Source organism: Luteimonas qiangzhengi (assembly GCF_039548515.1).
In the GTDB taxonomy this organism is placed as follows: Bacteria; Pseudomonadota; Gammaproteobacteria; order Xanthomonadales; family Xanthomonadaceae; genus Luteimonas.
This window is the reverse complement of record NZ_JBCLVE010000016.1, coordinates 60794-79312: the sequence shown is the minus strand read 5'-3', so window position 1 is coordinate 79312 and position 18519 is coordinate 60794. Positions and strand designations below refer to the sequence as shown.

General features: G+C 66.3%; 18 protein-coding genes, 1 rRNA gene and 1 other RNA gene. 7 read left to right on the top strand and 13 right to left on the bottom strand.

The window, feature by feature from the left end; translation table 11 throughout:
• The first annotated feature begins 8 nt into the window (after positions 1-8).
• A 5S ribosomal RNA gene (rrf, locus tag WCE59_RS12790) occupies positions 9-122 on the top strand.
• Positions 123-664: 542 nt separating this feature from the next.
• On the opposite strand, the gene rpiA is transcribed toward rrf, so the two are convergent.
• The 7 genes from rpiA to WCE59_RS12755 form a co-directional block, all read right to left on the bottom strand.
• Positions 665-1294 (bottom strand): ribose-5-phosphate isomerase RpiA, encoded by a 630-nt coding sequence (gene rpiA / locus WCE59_RS12785; RefSeq protein ID WP_343259160.1) that lies wholly within the window; start codon positions 1292-1294, stop codon positions 665-667.
• Complete coding sequence (locus WCE59_RS12780; protein WP_343259159.1) at positions 1287-1775, bottom strand: EVE domain-containing protein; 489 nt, start codon at positions 1773-1775, stop codon at positions 1287-1289. The genes rpiA and WCE59_RS12780 overlap by 8 nt, the downstream gene beginning before the upstream one ends.
• A complete protein-coding gene (locus tag WCE59_RS12775; RefSeq protein WP_343259158.1) occupies positions 1772-2377 on the bottom strand; it encodes a 5-formyltetrahydrofolate cyclo-ligase in 606 nt (201 codons plus the stop codon). The genes WCE59_RS12780 and WCE59_RS12775 overlap by 4 nt, the downstream gene beginning before the upstream one ends.
• 88 nt (positions 2378-2465) lie before the next feature.
• Positions 2466-2651: non-coding RNA, 6S RNA (ssrS, locus tag WCE59_RS12770), on the bottom strand.
• 67 nt (positions 2652-2718) lie between these two features.
• Positions 2719-3003: a cell division protein ZapA gene (locus tag WCE59_RS12765; RefSeq protein WP_343259157.1), complete on the bottom strand. Its 285-nt coding sequence runs from the start codon at positions 3001-3003 to the stop codon at positions 2719-2721.
• Complete coding sequence (locus tag WCE59_RS12760) at positions 3000-3221, bottom strand: TIGR02449 family protein (RefSeq protein WP_343259156.1); 222 nt, start codon at positions 3219-3221, stop codon at positions 3000-3002. The genes WCE59_RS12765 and WCE59_RS12760 overlap by 4 nt, the downstream gene beginning before the upstream one ends.
• Before the next feature lie 32 nt (positions 3222-3253).
• Positions 3254-5500 carry a putative bifunctional diguanylate cyclase/phosphodiesterase gene (locus tag WCE59_RS12755; RefSeq protein WP_343259155.1) on the bottom strand — a complete coding sequence of 749 codons (2247 nt, stop codon included), beginning with the start codon at positions 5498-5500 and terminating at the stop codon, positions 3254-3256.
• Positions 5501-5602: 102 nt separating this feature from the next.
• On the opposite strand from WCE59_RS12755, the gene WCE59_RS12750 reads away from it, so the two are divergent.
• Positions 5603-6142, top strand: a complete 540-nt coding sequence (locus WCE59_RS12750) for a UPF0149 family protein (RefSeq protein ID WP_343259154.1) — start codon at positions 5603-5605, stop codon at positions 6140-6142.
• Positions 6143-6185: 43 nt separating this feature from the next.
• Positions 6186-7517 (top strand): aminopeptidase P N-terminal domain-containing protein, encoded by a 1332-nt coding sequence (locus WCE59_RS12745; RefSeq protein ID WP_343259165.1) that lies wholly within the window; start codon positions 6186-6188, stop codon positions 7515-7517.
• A 23-nt stretch (positions 7518-7540) separates the two neighbouring features.
• Here the strand turns inward: WCE59_RS12745 and pepQ are convergent, their stop codons facing one another.
• From pepQ to rph, 6 genes are all read right to left on the bottom strand, one after another.
• On the bottom strand, positions 7541-8863 hold the full coding sequence (pepQ, locus tag WCE59_RS12740) for a Xaa-Pro dipeptidase (RefSeq protein WP_343259153.1): 1323 nt from the start codon (positions 8861-8863) through the stop codon (positions 7541-7543).
• A gap of 64 nt (positions 8864-8927) precedes the next feature.
• Positions 8928-9287: a PilZ domain-containing protein gene (locus WCE59_RS12735; protein WP_343259152.1), complete on the bottom strand. Its 360-nt coding sequence runs from the start codon at positions 9285-9287 to the stop codon at positions 8928-8930.
• The gene (locus WCE59_RS12730) at positions 9284-11560 is read right to left on the bottom strand and encodes a DUF1631 family protein (RefSeq protein ID WP_343259151.1); all 2277 of its coding nucleotides are present in this window, start codon (positions 11558-11560) and stop codon (positions 9284-9286) included. The genes WCE59_RS12735 and WCE59_RS12730 overlap by 4 nt, the downstream gene beginning before the upstream one ends.
• A gap of 14 nt (positions 11561-11574) precedes the next feature.
• A complete protein-coding gene (gene hemW / locus WCE59_RS12725) occupies positions 11575-12762 on the bottom strand; it encodes a radical SAM family heme chaperone HemW (RefSeq protein ID WP_343259150.1) in 1188 nt (395 codons plus the stop codon).
• 50 nt (positions 12763-12812) lie between these two features.
• Complete coding sequence (gene rdgB, locus WCE59_RS12720; protein WP_343259149.1) at positions 12813-13409, bottom strand: RdgB/HAM1 family non-canonical purine NTP pyrophosphatase; 597 nt, start codon at positions 13407-13409, stop codon at positions 12813-12815.
• Positions 13406-14137, bottom strand: coding sequence for a ribonuclease PH (gene rph / locus WCE59_RS12715; protein ID WP_343259148.1), 732 nt, complete (start codon positions 14135-14137; stop codon positions 13406-13408). The genes rdgB and rph overlap by 4 nt, the downstream gene beginning before the upstream one ends.
• 105 nt (positions 14138-14242) lie before the next feature.
• Here rph and WCE59_RS12710 point away from each other — a divergent pair, with 105 nt between their 5' ends.
• The 4 genes from WCE59_RS12710 to WCE59_RS12695 all read left to right on the top strand — a co-directional run bounded on the left by WCE59_RS12710 (position 14243) and on the right by WCE59_RS12695 (position 18495).
• The gene (locus WCE59_RS12710; RefSeq protein WP_343259147.1) at positions 14243-15100 is read left to right on the top strand and encodes a YicC/YloC family endoribonuclease; all 858 of its coding nucleotides are present in this window, start codon (positions 14243-14245) and stop codon (positions 15098-15100) included.
• A gap of 4 nt (positions 15101-15104) precedes the next feature.
• Positions 15105-15722, top strand: coding sequence for a guanylate kinase (gmk, locus tag WCE59_RS12705; RefSeq protein WP_343259146.1), 618 nt, complete (start codon positions 15105-15107; stop codon positions 15720-15722).
• 133 nt (positions 15723-15855) lie between these two features.
• Complete coding sequence (rpoZ, locus tag WCE59_RS12700) at positions 15856-16155, top strand: DNA-directed RNA polymerase subunit omega (RefSeq protein WP_343259145.1); 300 nt, start codon at positions 15856-15858, stop codon at positions 16153-16155.
• Between the two features lie 165 nt (positions 16156-16320).
• Positions 16321-18495, top strand: coding sequence for a RelA/SpoT family protein (locus WCE59_RS12695; protein ID WP_343259144.1), 2175 nt, complete (start codon positions 16321-16323; stop codon positions 18493-18495).
• Positions 18496-18519 lie beyond the last annotated feature (24 nt).

The window sequence follows — 18519 nt, the reverse complement described above, 5'->3', positions numbered from 1 at the left end:
ACCCTCTCCCTGGTGACAATAGCTGCGTGGAACCACCCGATCCCATTCCGAACTCGGAAGTGAAACACGCACGCGCCGATGGTAGTGTGCATCTAGCATGCGAGAGTAGGTCATCGCCAGGGTTTTTTACCCAAAGCCCCGCAGCCACAAGCTGCGGGGCTTTTCTTTTGTCCGGCGGTTGGTGGAGGTGTACCGTAGGTCGGGGCTACGCCCCCGACACTTGTTGGGCTCGGGCTCGGGCTCGGGCTCGGGCTTGGACATGGACATGGGCATGGGCTTGGGGTGCCGGGTTCGCGGGTTGGCTTCGGGTCCTGCGCTGGATCGTTTGGGCCCCGCCGCGGACGGCAAGCTCTTTTCGGCGAATGTCCCCCGGCCTCCGCCACAGGCGGAGGCCTCCTCCTTTATTTCGCCGAAAAGACTTCCCGCCCGCGACGGGGCTCGGCTTCGGTAGAGGGGCGCGGTGATGCTGACTACGATTGTGATGCGGCTGGGATGCGACTGGACGAGAAGGGTCCTGGATTGCGTAGCGCGGCGCGTTCGTCAACGGCGGCAACGCCGGGGATGTGCTGGTTGAGTGCTTTATGACCGCCCACGAAAAAGCCCGCCTTGCGGCGGGCTTTTTGTCAGGCTGGCGGTGCGGCGGGCTTGCTTCGCTTGATTCAGTTCAGTTGCCGGTGATGACGACGTCGGCGGGACGGCGTGCGAAGAGGCCTACGCTGACTACGCCGGGAATCTGATTGAGGTTGCGTTCCAGGCCGACCGGGTCGGTGATCATCAGGCCGTGGATGTCCAGGACCCAGTTACCGTTATCGGTGGTGACGCCCTGGCGCCAGACGGGCTGGCCGCCGGTGTTGGCGAGGATCTCGCGGGCTACGAGGCTGCGTGCCATTGGGATCACTTCCACTGGAAGTGGAAACCGCCCCAGTACGTCGACCCGTTTGGAGGGGTCGATGATGCAGACGAAGCGCTCGCTGGCCTCGGCGATGATTTTTTCGCGGGTCAGGGCGGCGCCGCCGCCTTTGATCAGGCGCTGTTGGGGGTCGCATTCGTCGGCGCCGTCGACGTACAGGGGGATGGGGCCGGTCGCGTTCAGGTCGAGGACTTCGATGCCGTGTCCGCGAAGTCGTTCGCTGCTCTGTTCGGAGCTGGATACCGCGCCTTCAATGCGGTCTTTGATTTTTGCCAGGGCGTCAATGAAGTAGGCGACGGTGGATCCGGTGCCTACGCCAACGATCATGCCGTCTTCGACGTGCTCAATGGCCTTTTCTCCGGCCAGGCGCTTTGCTTCACTCATTGCTGCTTGTTCCTTCCAGGGCCAGCAGGATTTTCCACTGCGAGGCGGTGACGGGCAGGACGGAAAGGCGTGCGCCCTTGCGGATCAGGGCGAAATCTTCGCCCAGTGCTTCGCTGTGTTCGCGGATCAGTGACAGCGGAACAGGTTGGTCCAGTTTGCGCACGAAGCCAACGTCCACCAGGAACCAGCGGGGCTCTTCCCGCGTGGCCTTCGGGTCGTGGTATTTGGACTTGCTGTCGAACTGGGTTTCGTCCGGGTAGGACGTGCTGGCGACCTCGGCAATGCCATAGATGCCCGGCACCTTGGTATTGGAGTGGTAGAAGAACACCTGGTCGCCGACCTGCATACCGTCGCGCATGAAGTTGCGCGCCTGGTAGTTGCGCACTCCGTTCCAGGGCTCGGTGCGGACCTGTTCCAGGTCATCGATTGAAAAGTCATCGGGCTCGGACTTCATGAGCCAGTAGCGGGTGCGTTTGTTCATCTGGTTCCGTCAGCAAGATGGGTGGATCGTTCGGTACAGATCGCGTCCAGTGGTACGTCCCATTCTGCAGGCTGCAGTTGCTCGACCTGCTGGGCTGCGAATGCAGCGCCAACCAGCCAGGGCGGCGCCGCGCTGCCCTGGCGGAAGGAGAAACTGCGGTCGTACCAGCCGCCTCCCATGCCCAGTCTGTTGCCGTTGGCGTCAAAACCAACCAGCGGCAGGACCACCAGATCCATGGCACTGGCGCCCAGCAATCTGGACGGATCGACGTCAGGTTCCGGGATGCCGTAGCGGTTGGTGACCAGCGGGTCGCCGGGCCGCCAGGGCGCGAAGCGCAGGCCAGACGCGGCCGCTGTTTCCGGGTCGGAAGGCAGCACAGGAAGACAGTAGGTGACATCCGCTGGAAGGCGCATCTGCCAGACATGCAGAGCGATCTCGCCATCCATCGCCCAATAGCCGGCAACGTGGCCGCGCTGGGGGAAAAACGGGAGGGAGAACAGGTGGCCGGCAATGGCTTCGGCCGCGTCGATCCGGTCCTTTGCGGGGATGTCGCGCCTGGCCTGACGCAGGCTGCGGCGCAGGGCGTTGCGCGGATCGGTCATTGGCAATGGTTGCGTTTGGCGGCGGTGCGGTGGTCGCACCGGCCGTGATGCTCCGGGAACGTTGCGCCCCGTAAGCTGGGAATAATGAACGTCCTCCGCCAATGACGATGCGCGCAAAACGACCTTGAACCCAGGGTTCAAGTGGGGTGGCCGCGGTCTCCTTCGGGCTTTCCGCTGCAAGGCGGACCTGCACGCCCGGATTCCACCGCCTCCCCGGTGTCGTGATTAAGGGACAAGGCGAATGTTTGCGCGCTGTCGGACACAGCAGAGGACGCAGGGCCAGTATAGCTCCAATGCCAGTGGGCAGATGAATGCCCGGCGATGCGGGCAGGCTGCGCGGATCAGTCGATTCCGGCGCCGCGCAGCTTGCGCTCAAGCGTGCCGAGGACGCGTTCAATCTCCAAGTCACGCGTGCGCAGCTGCTCCAGCTCGTGGGCCAGGTTGAGTGCCGCCAGTACCGCCACGCGGTCGACCGAGGCCATTCGGCTGGACCCCCGGATCTCGCGCATTTTGGCATCCAGGAGCCGGGCTGCAGCCATCAGCGCCTCGCGCCCGTCGGAACCGACGCCGATCGTGTATTCACGGTCCAGGATGCGGACGCTGACCGGCTCGCTGTCGGCGCTCATGTGTGCTGCTCCAGTGATTTGAGCCTGGCAATCATGGCTTCCACCCGCGAGCGGGCCTGCTCGTTTTTGGCCAGCAGCTGCGAACGCTCGCCCGACACCTGTTCATGCTGCTGGCGCAGGCCGTGGTTCTCGGCGGTCAGCTGATGGATCCGGTCAACCAGCGTATCGACGCGCGCCGCAAGCGTGCGGAGCCTTTCAAGCTGGTCGTTGCTGTCCATGTGGGCAAGATAGGCAGGCCCGGGGGCCCCGGTCAAGGAGTGGTTGCCGACGCCGGCCTGGGCAGCGCGCCGCCGGCAGGGTTCCAGTTGCGGATGAAAGCCAGGCAGGCGTGTGCGTCCATGGGCGGGGCCAGCCAGAATCCCTGGATCTCGTTGCAGCCGTGCCGGGAAAGAAAGCGCACCTGGGCCTGGGTCTCAACGCCCTCGGCAATCACGTTGAGCCCCAGCGAATGGGCCATGGTGATGATGGTGCTGGTAATGGCGGCGCCTTCCGGGTCGCTGCTGAGGTCGTCGATGAAGGCCTTGTCGATCTTGATCGATGTGATCGGCAGCCGTTTGAGGTAGGCCAGCGACGAGTACCCGGTGCCGAAATCATCAATGGCCAGCGGAACGCCGATTTTGCGGAATGCGTGCAAATGCGCCGCGGTCTGTGCGGCGTTGGCCATCAGCACGCTTTCGGTCAGCTCCAGCTCCAGCAGCCCGGGCGCCAGGCCGGTGTCTTCCAGAATCTGTTTGACGACTTCCGGGAAATTGCCGCGCAACAGCTGCAGTGCCGACACGTTGATCGATACCGCCAGGCCCGGATCCACGCCATGGCGTTGCCAGCGGGACAGCGCCAGACATGCTTCGCGCAGCACCCACTCCCCGATTTCCAGGATCAATCCGCTTTCCTCGGCCAGGGGAATGAAATCCGCCGGTGGGATCTCGCCGTGCTCTTCGCTGGACCAGCGCAGCAGCGCTTCCACCCCGGTAATGCGCGAGTCGGCCAGCGCCATGCGCGGCTGGAAGGCGAGACGCAGTTCGCCGCGATCGAGCACTTTGTGCAGCGCGCCGGAGAGGGTCGCACGCTTGCGGGTGGCGACATCCATGGCGTCGTCGTAGCACATGAACGTGCGTCGGCCAGCGGCCTTGGCCTGGTACATCGCGATGTCGGCACGCTTGATGAGTTCGGTTGGCACCTGGCCGTGCTCGGGATACAGGCTGATGCCGATCGATGTCGAAATGGAAATTTCCTGGCGGGCATCAAGCTGCAGGGGAGCCTCGAAGGCCATGATGATCTCGCGGGCGCTACGCTCCGCATGGGCAGGCGATTCCAGGTCTTCCAGCACCACCGTGAACTCGTCGCCGCCCAGCCTGGCCACGGTGTGATGCTCGCCCACCGTCTGCTGCAGGCGCATGGCGGCCGCCCTGAGGATCCGGTCGCCACCCGCGTGGCCGAGCGAGTCGTTGATGTTCTTGAAGCGGTCCAGGTCAAGGAACAGCAGCGCGATGCGTCCCCCATGGCGGCGGGCGCGGACAATGGCCCGTGACAGGCGTTCGGACAGCATCGACCGGTTCGGCAGGCTGGTCAGGGGGTCGAAGTTGGCCAGGTAGCGCAGTTCCTGCTCGGCACGCTTCTGCTGGGTGATATCGCTGAGGACGGTGACGTACTGCTTTTGCCCCGCCTCATTCGTGGTCACGGCATTGCTCACCAGATGACACAGGAATTCCTCCCCGTCCCTGCGGCGCTGCCACATTTCCCCTTTCCAATGCCCCTTGCTGGCGATCTGCCGGCGCACATGCTGATAGAACGCGTGATCGTGCTGGTGGCTGTCGAGCAGGGCGGCGCTGCGGCCGATGACCTCCTGACCCTGGTATCCGGTAATGCGGGAGAACGCCGGGTTGACCGAGATGAAGTCGAAATTCTCATCCACGACCGATACGGCCTCATCCATGCTGCGCAGGACCTGGGCGGCAATCCGGCGTTCGCGCTGGGTCTGATGGCTGCGGCTGATGTCCCTGGCGGTGCCGGCCACGCGGATCGGAGCACCGCTTTCTCCGCGGGCCACGACACGGCCGGCCGCCCGGATCCATACCGGCTCATCGTCATCAAGAATGATGCGCACCTCCACTACGACGCTTCGGGCGGTGCCATCCAGACAGGCCTGCATGCTGCGTGTCGCAGCCTGGAAATCGTCGGGATGGATCAGGGCGCCGACCGGCATCACCCGCTCGTGCATGACGTCGGCCGGGCCTTCCGGCTCGATTTGCAGCACGCGCACGCGCCGCGTGCCGACGTCGTATTCCCAGTAGTGCTCACCGGTGGCCCAGAGGGCCATTTTCAGCCGCTCCTCCCGCTCTGCCAGCAGGTCCAGCTGCTGGCGCGCGCGACGCCGCTGGCGCAGGAGCAGCATTGCCAGCAGCGCTCCTGCCAACAGCGTCAGCAAAAACATGACGACGCCTGACAGCAGCGGATCTGCAGGATCGATCAGCACGTTGTTCCCCCGCACTGCAAGCATGCAGTGCCCCAGTCGAGTTTAGGCGCGGCGGGCCCTCGGCAACAAGCGCGACGGCGGGCCCGGGTTGTTAGACTGCAGACCCTTCAAAAAGTGGCCGAAACAATGACCGCTACTCTTCCTCCCGTCGCCGAAGTGCAGGACTCGATCCGCAGTCTTGGACTGGCGGTCAGCGCTTTCGAACTGCACGGAAACCTCAGCGGATGGCTTGCCGGTGGCGGTGACATTGGCCCCGGCTGGCTGGGCCAGGTGTTGGCCGATGAGGGGGCGCCAACGCCCGATCGGGGGCTGGAGCGGATGCGCGAGGCCACGGCGTCGCAGATCGAGGATCCCGAGTTCGATTTCAACCTGCTGCTGCCCGCGGCGTCGGAGCCGCTGTATGAGCGGACCCTGGCGCTGTTCGACTGGTGCCGCGGATTTCTGGGAGGCTTCGGACTGGCGGCGGGCAAGGATCCGCCGGTCTCGGAGGAAGGCAGCGAAGCGCTGGTTGATATCGCCCGCCTGGCCGCCGCGGCACCGCAGGAAGAGGGTGACGAAGACGACGAGCAGGCGCTGGCGGAGATCCAGGAGTTCGTGCGGGTGGCGGCGCTGCTGCTGCATGGGGACTGTGCGCTTGGGCCGCGCCATCGACAGAGCTTCAACTGAAGGCCTCGTTGGCATGAGTCGAGTCAGGGATTCCGGTCCCGCCCTGCGTCCGCTGGCCGGGATACCGCCTGCGGTCCATGAGCGCCACCGCAGGCAGTTGATGGCGATGGCCGGTGAAGATGCCATCGTGATTGTGCCGGCGGCGCCGCAGCGGGTGCGCAGCGGGGACACGTTCCACGCCTACCGGCAGGATTCGAATCTGTGGTACCTGACCGGTTTTGCCGAGCCGGATGCGGTGCTGGTGCTGGTGCCCGGGCGTCGCCATGGCCAGTGCCTGCTGTTTTGCCGTGAGCGCGATCCGGTGCGCGAAGGGTGGGACGGTCCAAGGCTGGGGCCGGAGGGCGCGGTGGACGCGTTGGGCATGGATGACGCCTACCCGATCGACGACATGGACGAGATCCTGCCCGGACTGCTGGAGGGCAGACCGCGGGTGTATCACCACTTCGGGCGCAACGAGGATTTCGACCTCAAGCTGATCGGCTGGTTCAAGCAGGTGCAGGCCCAGGTGCCGGTGCGTGCACAGGCCGCGCACGAGTTTCTCGAGCTTGGCCACCTGTTGGATGAGATGCGGCTGTTCAAGACCCGGGAGGAGCTGGTACTGATGCGCCGTGCTGCGGCGATCAGCGTGCGTGCGCATGCTGCGGCAATGCGTGCCGTGCAGCCCGGCATGTACGAATACGAGCTGCAGGCCGAACTGGAGTACGCGTTCCGTCGCCACGGCGGCCAGGCGGCCTATGAAAGCATCGTGGGCGCTGGTGCCAACGGCTGCGTGCTGCATTACGGTGCAAACCGGGCGCGTATTGCAGCGGGGGACCTGGTGCTGATCGACGCCGGTGCCGAGTACGCGGGCTACGCCGCCGACATCAGCCGCACGTTTCCTGCCAGCGGTGAGTTCAGTCCTGCCCAGCGTGCACTGCACGATCTGGTCCATTTGGCCCAGGCCGCGGCGCTTGCAGAGGCACGGCCAGGCGTTGCGTTTGAAACGCTGCATGAAACCACCGTCCGGGTCCTGGCCGAGGGCATGCTGGCGCTGGGCCTGCTCAAGGGGCAGCTGCAGGAAGTGCTGGCCCGGGGCAGCTATCGCCGCTTCTATCCGCACAAGTCCGGGCACTGGCTGGGCCTGGACGTGCATGACGTGGGCGAATACAGGATCGACGGCGAGCCGCGGCTGCTCGAGCCGGGCATGGTGTTCACCATTGAGCCGGGGATCTACGTGCCCCCCGACGCCACCGATGTGGATGAAAAGTGGCGCGGGATCGGGATCCGTATCGAGGATGACGTGCTGGTCACCCGGGAAGGACACGAGGTGCTGACCACGCACCTCGCCCGCAGTGCGGACGAGGTGGAAGCATTCATGGCAGCTGCCCGGAGCTGAGCTTCGGGCAGCTGCCAGTCGGATCAGACTGCGTCGAATTCCTCGCGCGTCAGGTTCACCGGTTCGCCGTCGGTAATCACCAGGTCGTCCTCGATGCGCACGCCGCCGTAGGGGCGGAACGCTTCGATCCGCTCCCAGTCCACGCTGTCGGCATGCGCGCCGTTGCGGACCTTGTCCAGCAGCATGTCGATGAAATACACGCCCGGCTCGTTGGTCATCACCATCCCCGGCTCCAGCACGCGGGTGAAGCGCAGGAACGGATGGCCGTCGGGCGTGTCGATGCGGCCGCCGGCGTCGCTGGCGGCAAAGCCGGCCACGTCGTGCACCTGCAGGCCGATACCGTGGCCCAGCCCATGCGGGAAGAAGGCCGCGCTCACGCCGGTCTCCAGCGCCGCCTCCGGGCTGGTGCGCAGCACGCCGAAGTCCTTCAGCACCCCGGCCAGGACCAGGTGCGCATCCACGTGCACCTGGCGGAAGTCGGCGCCGGCGGTGAAGCGGGCGTTCAAGTCCTGCTGGGCACGGTCGACCGCGTCGATCAGGGCCTGGAACTCGCTGCCGGTGTCGCTGGCGTAGGTGCGGCTGATGTCGGCGGCGTAGCCGGCGTGGGCGGCACCGGCGTCGATGAGGAAGCTGTGCAGCGCCGCTGGCGGCACCCGGTCACGTTCGGTGTAGTGGAGCACGGCGGCGTGTTGGTTGAGCGCAACGATATTGCCGTAGGGCAGGTCATTGGCGTCCTGGCCGGCGGCCTGGCAGTAGGCCAGGTGAATGCCGAACTCGCTGGCGCCGGCGCGGAACGCACGTTCGGCTGCGCGGTGTGCGCGCACGCCGCGGCGGTTGGCCTTGCGCAGCATCTCGATTTCGTACGGCGTCTTGAACGCGCGGTGGTAGTCCAGGTACTGCAGCACCGGGTCCGGGTTGTTGGGCGCGAAGCCGCCCAGCGTGCTTTGCGGTTCGCCGAGGATGGCGCAGCGGGCAGGATCACCGGGCAGATGTTCCAGCGCCTGTTCCGGCTCGCGGATCACCACGATGTCGAAATGACCGGCCCAGTAGCCCGACGGCTCTTCGGGCACCACGTGCCAGTAATCGAACGGCTGCAGATACACCAGCTTCGGCCGTTCGCCAGGCGTCACCACCAGCCAGCTGCCGGGATTGGACGTCAGCGGCGCCCAGGCCTTGAACTGCGGGTTGACCGCATAGGGGTAATCGCGATCGTCGAACAGGTGGTAGAGCAGGGTTCCGCTGGGCACCACCAGATGATCGAAACCGCCGCGTTCGAGCGCAACGGCGGCGCGCTCCTGCAGGACCTGCAGATGGTGCTGATAGAGCTGGGCGGGGTTTGATGTCATGGCAGGGGGACCGGTTTGAAAGGACCCATTGTCTCCCAATCGCCGGGACTGCCCAAACCGCGCCTCAGGCGTACTGGCTTCCGGGGGTGTTGACCCAGCTGCGCAGGCGGGCCAGCTGCTTCTCGCCCAGTCCGATGAAGCGGAATCCGATCCAGTGCTGGCCGGGCGCGCTGGCCTGGTCGGACCACAGCAGGTGCGCGCCCAGTTCAAGCGCCGTCGCCTGGCCATCCTGGCCGTCCTTGCCGGGCAGCGAGAAGCAGAGCTGGTACAGCGCATCGTTGACCAGTGGCACGCTGGCCATCAGCAGCATGCCCGATTCGGACAGGTTGCCGATGTTGCCGACCACCTGGCCGGTCATGGCGTCGCTGACCGGGATGGGGTGATGTGCCTTGCGGCGCCTGGAGCGCCTGAAGTCCTGCATCATGCGGAGCCCTCTGTGGTGGTCGGGTTGGCGCTGCGGCCGGCGAAGCTGCGCAGTGCGCTGATCGCCGTCTGCCAGGCCCGGTCAACCAGTCGCCCGCGCTCGGCGGTGACCAGGCGTGCCTGGTCGGCGGCCATCAGCCGGGCCAGGCTGTCCAGGCTCTGCTCAGCCACGCGCTGGCCCCGCTGGTTCACGAACAGCGCATTGTCGGTGATGCGGCTGTACCAGGACAGGCGCCGGCGGACCGTATCGCCCTGCTGGTTGGTGACGAACTCGATCCAGCTGCCGAACGGCAGTACGCGCAGCTGGTCGTAGTGGGTCTGCTCCAGCGTGGTGCGGGCGGGCAGCGGCGCCTTCTTTTCGCGAACCTTCTCCTCGCCCAGGCGCACGCGTGCCTTGAGCTTCATCGCCAGCTCGGTGCGCGATGTGGGGTCTTCCTCGTTGTCGTCGAGGTTGCCGGTCAGACGCTGGGCGATCACCGCCGCTTCCTCGGCGTGATAGCCCACCTGGCTGAGCGATGATTCCACCAGTCCGGTCAGTTCGGGGACGGCCGGCCCGCCCTCGTGGGCACAGGCCTGCACGATCTGCGCGGTGGCATCGAGCTGGTTCCGCCACGCTTCCGAATCCTCGCCCTGGCGCAGCAGGGTGAGGGTGAGCACATCGGTCCAGGCCTGGCTGAGCAGCGCCCGCACGAATCGCGGCAGACGCTTGTCGCCCACGGTCTGTTCCAGTACCTGGGCTGCCTGCAGCTTGGCGGCCTCCAGCTTCTCCTTGCCCCGGGCGGCCTCGATATGGCGCTTTTCGAGGGTTTCTGCCTTGCGGACCTGGGCATGCACCTGCTGCTGCAAATTCTCATTGGCCCGCGAGAAGACAGCCGGATCATCATCCTGGCCGCTGACAACCTCTTCCACCGTCTGGCTGAGGGTCTGTGCGAAGGCCGGGTCGATCTCTTCCTGGTCGCTCCAGCGGGCGGCACTCTCGGCAACGGTGTTGAACAGCTGGCGGGCAGGATGAGCCGGGTGCAGGAAGAAACCCCGGTCGCGCAGCGCCAGGCGGAGCAAGGGCAGCTGCAGATCGCGCACCAGTGGAGCGGTGGGTGCATCGCTGCGGATTTCGCTTTCAATCCGGTCGTAGAGCAGGCCGACCAGTTCAAAGGTGTCGTTGTCCTCCGGCAGGAGCGCCGCCCCCTGGCCATGCTGCTGCCGCGCCCGTGCCAGCACGGTCCGTTTGATTTCTGCCAGGTTGCCGCGGCTGGCCGCCGGCAGGGCCTGCAGCCCCTGCAGGGCCTGGGTCAGGTCGCTGGTGCTCAGCTGCTGACGGCTCTCGGGCGCTGTCTCCGCGCGCAGCTTGCCGATCAGCTCGCGGCGGCCCGAAAGCAGCTGCCGGAGCATGGCGAAGGCGGACTCGTCGTCGTCCCGGGTGTCCGCGGCGGGCGCCTCTCCCAGCCAGGCGGTGTGGGGCCGCGGGCCCGACGCGCGGCGTTCCGAGCCGGTTGCAGCGGGTGCGGGATCGTCTGGATCAGGGTTGGCCCGGGCCGCAGCGGTCGGCGCTGGCCTGCTGCCGCGGATCGGCACGAAGGTGAGGGACGGCAGGATGCCCTCGTCAGCCAACAGCTGGTTCAGCCGGTCCAGCAGCTGCGGATAGCTTGCCGTCAGCTCGCGGTCGAACATGCGGTAGAGCAACAACCGGGCATCGTGGGTGATTTCCAGCGCGACGGCCGCGGTACGGATTGCCCTGCACAGGGCGTGGGGGCCCAGGGGCATGCGAGTGGAATCGAACGCCGGCGCCCCTGCCAGCACGCCAAAGCGCTGGCCCAGCAGGTGCAGTGCCAGCGTGGAACGCCCTTCCTGGCGGCTGGCCACCTCGCGCAGGGCGGTGTCTTCATCCATGACCGATTCGTCGACCAGGCTGAGATTGCGAAAACTAGGCGCGGCGTCATCAGCGGGTGTGGTTGGCTGCGGCACGGGCGATGAACGCAGTCCTGCCAGGGCGGACTCCACCTCGATCATGAACTGTGGCAGCAGGTCGGCACGGTTGAGTCGAAAGGTGTGCAAGGCCTGCATGTAGTTCGATTGAAGCGTGGGGTGGCGGGCCTGATCGGCGAGCCGGAACAGCTCGCGCTCGTATTCCAGCAGCAGCCGCTCCATGCCGCGGTCCAGGTCGTCGGACAGCATCATCAGCGCCCGGTCCAGGGTGCGGCGCACGCGATCGGGGAGGTCTGCCGTGGCGAGGCTGGCCCGCACTGGCTGATCAGAAGCCGGGGTGTTGAACGCCATTGCGGATCCCTCCCTTACTGCGCGGCCTGGCTGCAGTCGTCGGCAGGTTCGTCCTGCAGAAACAGTTCCATGATGTCATTGGCAAAGCGCTCCCCAAGTGCGGTGGTGACGATACGGTCGCCCTGCTCATGCAGCCAGCCGTTGCGGCGGGCACGATCCAGCGGTTCGGAAATCACGCTGCGGTCAAGGCCGCAGCGCGCTTCGAAATCTTCCAACCGGAAGCCTTCCTTGAGTCTCAATACGTTCAGTGCGTACTCGAACGGCCGCTGCGACGGCGCCACCCGCTCATCGCCGCCGATGGCCGCATCGGTGCCGGCCACGGACAGCCACGCGGTCGGGTGCTTGAGCTTCCAGCGCCGCAGGATCGTCTGTTCCGAGCCAAGGGTCAGCTTGCCGTGGGCGCCGGCACCGATCCCCAGATAGTCGCCGTAGCGCCAGTAGTTGAGGTTGTGCGCGCACTGCCGGTCGGGCCGGGCATAGCCGGAAATCTCATAGTGCTGATAACCGGCTGCCGCCAGGCGGGCCTGGCAGGCATCCTGCATCGACCAGGCCAGGTCATCGTCGGGGATTCCCGAAGGCGGCCTCGCGGCGAACAGCGTGTTGGGTTCCAGGGTGAGCTGGTAGTGCGAAATGTGCGTCGGGTCCAGTGCGATGGCCCGCTCGATGTCGTATTCGGCCATGGCCAGGTCCTGGCCGGGTAGGGCGTACATGAGATCCAGGTTGAAGTTGTCGAAACCGGAGTCCTGCGCCTGCTTGACGGCCGCTTCGGCCTGGACGCTGTCGTGGATCCGGCCCAGTCGCTGCAGACAGCCGTCATCGAAGCTCTGGATGCCGAAGCTGAGCCGGTTCACGCCGGCGGCCAGGTAGTCGGGAAAACGGCCGTGCTCGGCGGTACCCGGGTTGGTCTCCAGAGTTATTTCCAGCCCCGGCATGAAGCGCAGCCGGGCCGCGGCACCCTGCAGGAATCGATCAATGGCAGCGGGCGGGAACAGGCTGGGGGTGCCGCCGCCAAAGAACACCGCATGCACCGGACGGCCCCAGACCAGCGGCAGATCATGGTCCAGATCGGCCAGCAGCGCGTCCACATAGGCATCGAACGGCAGCTCACCGCGCGCCTGGTGCGAGTTGAAGTCGCAGTACGGACACTTGCGCACGCACCAGGGCAGGTGCACGTACAGGGTCAGGGGCGGTGTGATCAGCATCCCACTATTGTAAAGGGGTCGGGCCTGCGTGAGAGGCCGCGTGGCCGCTCCTACGCCAGGAAGCCGGGCAGGCGCTGGCGCAGCTGCTCCAGGGCGCGGCCGCGGTGGCCGATGCGGTTCTTGGTCGCCGGATCCAGTTCGGCAGCGCTCAGGCCGTGCTTCGGATCCAGGAATACCGGGTCGTAGCCGAAGCCGTGGCTGCCGCGCGGTGCGGGCAGGATTCGGCCTTCCCAGCTGCCCTCGGCGATCAGTGGCTGCGGATCCTCCGGATGCCGCAGCAGCACCAGCGCGCAGTGAAAGCGCGCGCTGCGGCGGGCTTCCGGCACATCCTGCAGCGCGTGAAGCAGCTTGATGACGTTGGCCGCCGTATCAGCGTCTTGCCCCGCGTAACGGGACGAATACAGCCCCGGGGCTCCGCCAAGGGCGTCCACGCACAGCCCCGAGTCATCGGCCAGCGCCGGCAGCCCGGTGGCCCGGGCAGCATGCCGGGCCTTGAGCAGAGCGTTCTCAACAAAGGTCAGGCCGGTTTCCTCGGCGTCAGTCACGCCGAATTCCGCCTGTGGCAGAACCTGCAGGCCGCTGCCCTCCAGCAGTCGGCTGAACTCCGCCAGCTTGCCGGCGTTGTTGCTGGCCAGGACCAGCTTCACTTGGCGGCCAGCGCCTGGGCCTGGAGTTCGAACAGCTGGCGGATCCCGCCTTCGGCCAATGCCACCATCGCATCAAGCTCGTCGCGGCGGAACGCATGGCCTTCGGCCGTGCCCTGCAGTTCGATGAAGCCACCGCCGTCGTTCATGACCACGTTCATGTCGGTATCGCAGTCGCTGTCTTCGGCATAGTCCAAGTCCAGCACCGGCACGCCGCGGTACTGGCCCACCGAAACCGCGGCCACCGCACCGTACAGCGGGTCGCGCAGGATCTTGCGCTGCTTCATCAGGCTGCGCACCGCATCCACCAGGGCCACGTAGGCGCCGGTGATGGCCGCGGTGCGGGTGCCGCCGTCGGCCTGCAGCACGTCGCAGTCCAGGGTGATGGTGCGCTCACCCAGCGCTGCGCGATCCACGCAGGCGCGCAGCGAGCGGCCGATCAGACGCTGGATTTCCAGCGTCCGTCCGCCCTGCTTGCCGCGGGCGGCTTCGCGATCGTTGCGGGTGTGGGTGGCGCGCGGCAGCATGCCGTATTCGGCGGTGATCCAGCCTTCGCCCTTGCCGCGCAGGAAGCCCGGCACGCGTTCTTCAACGCTGGCGGTGCACAGCACCCGGGTATCGCCGAACGAAACAAGCACCGAACCTTCGGCGTGACGGGTAAAACCACGCTCCAGGCGCACTTCGCGCAGCTGGTCGGGAGCGCGGCCGCTGGGACGCTGGATAGAGGTCATGGGCAGCATATAAATGGGGGCGGGGCAGTCTAGCAGCCGCCATTGCGGGGCGTCGGGGCGCCGCGCAATGGCATACTGCGCGTCCGTCGAAAACCTTTGCCAGCAATGACCAGAAGCATGACCGCCTACGCCGCGGCTGAACGCAGCACCGCCTGGGGCACGCTCGGCTGCGAGCTGCGCGCGGTCAACCACCGTTTCCTCGAGCTGGGCACGCGCCTGCCGGATGAATTGCGCGCGCTGGAGCCCGCGCTGCGCGAGCGGGTGGCCGCCTCAGTGACCCGCGGCAAGTTGGATCTGGTGATCCGGCTGCGCACCGAGTCCACCCAGTCGCTGGGTGTGAACGAAGCGGCGCTGGAGCAGCTGGCCGGCCTGGCGCAGGCGCTGCAGGGCCGCTTCCCGGGACTGACCACGGATGTCACCGGGCTGCTGCAGCTGCCGGGCGTGATGCAGACAGTGGCGGTGGACGCGGAAGGCCTGAAGGCCGACGCGCTGTCGCTGCTGGACGAGGTGTTGGCCCAGTTCCTGGCGGCGCGTGAGCGCGAAGGCGAGAAGCTGGCCACGGTGATCCGGGAGCGGGTGGAAGGCATTGCCCGGATCGTGGGCGAGGTGCGCACCATGATCCCCGGCATTCGCCAGGGCCTGCGTGATCGGCTCGAGGCGCGCGTGGCCGACCTGGCCCAGCCACTGGATCCGGGTCGCCTGGAGCAGGAGCTGGTGCTCTGGCTGCAGAAGCTTGACGTGGACGAAGAACTTGATCGGCTGGACAGTCATATTGACGAGATCGGCCGGGTGCTGGCTCAGGACGGCCCGGTCGGCCGGCGGCTGGATTTCCTGCTGCAGGAGTTCAACCGGGAAGCCAATACCCTGGGCTCGAAATCAGTGGATCGGCGTTCCTCGCAGGCGGCGGTGGAGCTGAAGGTATTGATCGACCAGATCCGCGAGCAGGTGCAGAACCTTGAGTGACGGCATGCGCGGAACGCTGTTCATCGTTGCCGCGCCTTCGGGGGCGGGCAAATCCAGCATCGTCAACGCCTGCCTGGCGCGGGACCCCGCGGTGAGCCTGTCGATTTCGTTCACCTCGCGGCCGCCGCGGCCGGGTGAGCAGACCGGCCAGCACTATCACTTCGTGGATGAGGCCGAATTCGAACGCATGGTCGAAGCGGGCGAGTTTTTCGAACACGCACGCGTGCATGGGGACCTGAAGGGCACGGCCAAGCAGTCGGTGGAACCGCAGCTGGCCGCCGGCCGCGATGTGCTGCTGGAGATCGATTGGCAGGGCGCACGCCAGGTCCGTGCCCAGGTGCCTGACGCGGTGGGTGTTTTCATCCTGCCTCCGTCGCGCGCGGCGCTCGAAGAGCGGATGCGCAAGCGTGGCCAGGACAGCGACGAGGTCATCGCCCGGCGCCTGGCCGCGGCGCGCGACGAAATGGCCCGTCATGACGAATTCGACTACCTGATCGTCAACGAACATTTCGACGTGGCGGTGGATGAAATGTGCGCGATCTTCGTCGCCAGCCGCCTGCGCCGCGTGCAGCAGCAGCAGCGCCACGGCCAGCTGTTGAAGGCGCTGCTGCAGGAAGAGTGAACGATTGCGGGCGTTGTGAAGGCTCAAGCCATTGATTTGAAAGGCGCCCGCTTGCGTCGCGGATCGTATTTCCGGTAAAGTGTTCGGTCCTGTCCCCAACATTCGCGCGGCCCAAGGGTCGCCGGGAGCCCGTATGGCCCGTATTACCGTGGAAGATTGCATGGAAGTGGTCGACAACCGCTTCGAACTGGTCATGATGGCCGCCAAGCGCGCCCGCCAGCTGGCCAACGGCGTCGAAGCGCAGATCGACAACACCGGCAACGATGACAAGCCGACCGTCCTTGCGCTGCGCGAAATTGCCGCGCGTGCGATCGACAACGATTATATCGAAGCCGTGGACAAGGCCGAGCGCGAGCGCAAGGAGCGCGAAGCACTGGAGTGGGCCGCCGCCGAAGTGGTCGCCGACGAAGAAGCCAAGGGCGACGACGCCTGATCCAACCATGCGCGCCTGACCCTTGCGCGCATTTGTCGCGGCGCAGTCCGCGAACACAAAGGCCCCGCTTGAAGCGGGGCTTTTTGTTTTCCGGCGCGGCGGCTGCATCCGGCCCGGGCGCGATTGCCCATTCCCCATTGCGGATTCCCCGGCTACGCTGGGGATATGACTTCGACCCCACTGGCCATTCACCGGATCGAAACGCCGGCTGACGAGGCGCTGCCCGGTTACGTGCGCGAGCTGGAGCAGGCGGCCAGCTACCTTGATGACAGCCAGCGGCTGGTGTTGCGCCGGGCGTGGGCGGTGGGCGTCTGTGCCCATGAAGGGCAGATGCGCAAGTCGGGCGAGCCCTACATTACCCACCCGGTTGCGGTGGCCAAGGTGCTTGCCGAGCTGAAGGTCGATCTGGAAACGCTGGTGGCGGCGATCCTGCACGACACCATCGAGGACACCCCGCTGACCGGTGAGGAGCTGGCCAGCGAGTTCGGCGAGACCGTTGCCGAGCTGGTGGATGGGGTCACCAAACTGGACAAGCTGCATTTCAGCAGCCGTCAGGAAGCCACTGCGGAAAGCTTCCGCAAGATGATGCTGGCGATGGCTCGCGACCTGCGCGTGATCCTGATCAAGCTGGGTGACCGGCTGCACAACATGCGCACCCTGGGTGCGCAGACCAGCGAGGCGCGCGAGCGGATCGCCCGCGAGACGCTGGAAATCTATGCGCCGATCGCACAGCGACTGGGCATGAACGCAATCAAGAGCGAGCTGCAGGACCTGGGCTTCCGCGCGCTGCATCCGGTGCGCCACGCGGTGCTTGAAAAGCGCATCCGCTCGCAGCCGCTGGTACGCCGCGAGGCGTTGGCCAGGATCGAGGCGCAGCTGGCCCAGCGGCTGACCAACCAAGGCCTGGAATACCGGCTGGTGGGCCGGGTCAAATCGCCGTGGAGCATCTACACCAAGATGCAGGCCGAGGCGAAGTCGTTCAAGCAGGTGATGGACGTGTTCGGCTTCCGGGTCATCGTGGGCACCGTGCCGGACTGCTACCACGCACTGGGCGTGGTGCATTCGGTGTACAAGCCGGTGGACGGGCGCTTCCGCGATTTCGTTGCCATTCCCAAGGCCAACGGCTATCAGTCGCTGCACACGGTGCTGTTCGGTCCGTACGGCTCGCCGATCGAGGTTCAGATCCGGACCGAGGAAATGGACCTGATCGCCGAGCGCGGAATCGCGGCGCACTGGGCGTACAAACATGGCGGCGCGCCCACGAGTGCGCAGATACGTGCCCATTCGTGGATTTCCAGCCTGCTTGAGTCGCAGCAGGCGACGGGCTCGTCGCTGGAATTCCTGGAGAACGTCAAGGTCGACCTGTTCCCGGACGAGGTGTATCTGTTCACGCCCAAGGGCGACATCCTGTCGCTGCCGCGCAATGCCACTGCGATCGATTTCGCCTACGCAGTGCACACCGATCTGGGCAACCGGGCGGTGGCCGCGCGGGTAGACCGGCGCCTGATCCCGCTTCGCACCCGGCTGTCCAGCGGACAGCAGGTGGAAGTGATCACGGCCAAGTCGGCTGCGCCCAAGCCGCAGTGGCTGGAGTTCGTGGCGACCGGCAAGGCGCGTACCGCCATCCGCCAGCAGCTCAAACAGCTCGAGCACGAGGATGCCGTGCAGCTGGGCCACCGCATGCTGGACCGGGCGCTGGAAAGCCTTGGCAGCTCGCTCGAGCGGCTGCCCCCGGACCGGCTGGACGCCTATCTGGCGGAACTGCGCTATCGGCGCCTGGAAGAGCTGCTGGCGGACATCGCGCTGGGCAATCGCATGCCCAACCAGGTGGCGCAGACCCTGGTCCAGGGCAGTGGCGAGAGCAAGGATCTGTTTGCCACCGTCCAGTCCGCGGGCCCCGGGGAACGCATTCTGATCACCGGCAACGAGCGCGGCGTCATCACCTTTGCCAACTGCTGCCTGCCGATCCCGGGCGACGACATCATGGGCTACCACACCGCTGGCAAGGGCATCGTGGTGCACAGGATCGAATGCCCCAACGTGGCCGAATACCGCAAGTCGCCCGATCGCTGGGTGGGAATCGGCTGGGATCGGGAGGTGGCGGGCGACTACAGCAGCAGCCTGCGGGTGGAGGTGGAGAATCGACCGGGTGTGCTGGCGCAGGTGGCGGCAGCCATCGCCCGGGTGGAGTCCAACATCGACGGCGTCGACTATCTGGAGCGTGACACCAACGTGGCTGCGATCCGCTTCTCGATCGAGGTGCGCGACCGCAAGCACCTGGCGGAAGTGATCCGCAGGGTGCGCCGGCTGAGCGTCGTGCACGGTATCCAGCGCCTGTAGCAGCACGCCGGGCGCGCTCCTACT

Excerpts from the sequence above, each read along its gene's own strand:
- rpiA (WP_343259160.1), bottom strand. The coding sequence starts at position 1,294 with ATGAGTGAAGCAAAGCGCCTGGCCGGAGAAAAGGCCATTGAGCACGTC.
- WCE59_RS12780 (WP_343259159.1), bottom strand. The coding sequence starts at position 1,775 with ATGAACAAACGCACCCGCTACTGGCTCATGAAGTCCGAGCCCGATGAC.
- WCE59_RS12775 (WP_343259158.1), bottom strand. The coding sequence starts at position 2,377 with ATGACCGATCCGCGCAACGCCCTGCGCCGCAGCCTGCGTCAGGCCAGG.
- WCE59_RS12765 (WP_343259157.1), bottom strand. The coding sequence starts at position 3,003 with ATGAGCGCCGACAGCGAGCCGGTCAGCGTCCGCATCCTGGACCGTGAA.
- WCE59_RS12760 (WP_343259156.1), bottom strand. The coding sequence starts at position 3,221 with ATGGACAGCAACGACCAGCTTGAAAGGCTCCGCACGCTTGCGGCGCGC.
- WCE59_RS12755 (WP_343259155.1), bottom strand. The coding sequence starts at position 5,500 with ATGCTTGCAGTGCGGGGGAACAACGTGCTGATCGATCCTGCAGATCCG.
- WCE59_RS12750 (WP_343259154.1), top strand. The coding sequence starts at position 5,603 with ATGACCGCTACTCTTCCTCCCGTCGCCGAAGTGCAGGACTCGATCCGC.
- pepQ (WP_343259153.1), bottom strand. The coding sequence starts at position 8,863 with ATGACATCAAACCCCGCCCAGCTCTATCAGCACCATCTGCAGGTCCTG.
- WCE59_RS12735 (WP_343259152.1), bottom strand. The coding sequence starts at position 9,287 with ATGATGCAGGACTTCAGGCGCTCCAGGCGCCGCAAGGCACATCACCCC.
- WCE59_RS12730 (WP_343259151.1), bottom strand. The coding sequence starts at position 11,560 with ATGGCGTTCAACACCCCGGCTTCTGATCAGCCAGTGCGGGCCAGCCTC.
- hemW (WP_343259150.1), bottom strand. The coding sequence starts at position 12,762 with ATGCTGATCACACCGCCCCTGACCCTGTACGTGCACCTGCCCTGGTGC.
- rph (WP_343259148.1), bottom strand. The coding sequence starts at position 14,137 with ATGACCTCTATCCAGCGTCCCAGCGGCCGCGCTCCCGACCAGCTGCGC.
- WCE59_RS12710 (WP_343259147.1), top strand. The coding sequence starts at position 14,243 with ATGACCAGAAGCATGACCGCCTACGCCGCGGCTGAACGCAGCACCGCC.
- gmk (WP_343259146.1), top strand. The coding sequence starts at position 15,105 with ATGCGCGGAACGCTGTTCATCGTTGCCGCGCCTTCGGGGGCGGGCAAA.
- rpoZ (WP_343259145.1), top strand. The coding sequence starts at position 15,856 with ATGGCCCGTATTACCGTGGAAGATTGCATGGAAGTGGTCGACAACCGC.
- WCE59_RS12695 (WP_343259144.1), top strand. The coding sequence starts at position 16,321 with ATGACTTCGACCCCACTGGCCATTCACCGGATCGAAACGCCGGCTGAC.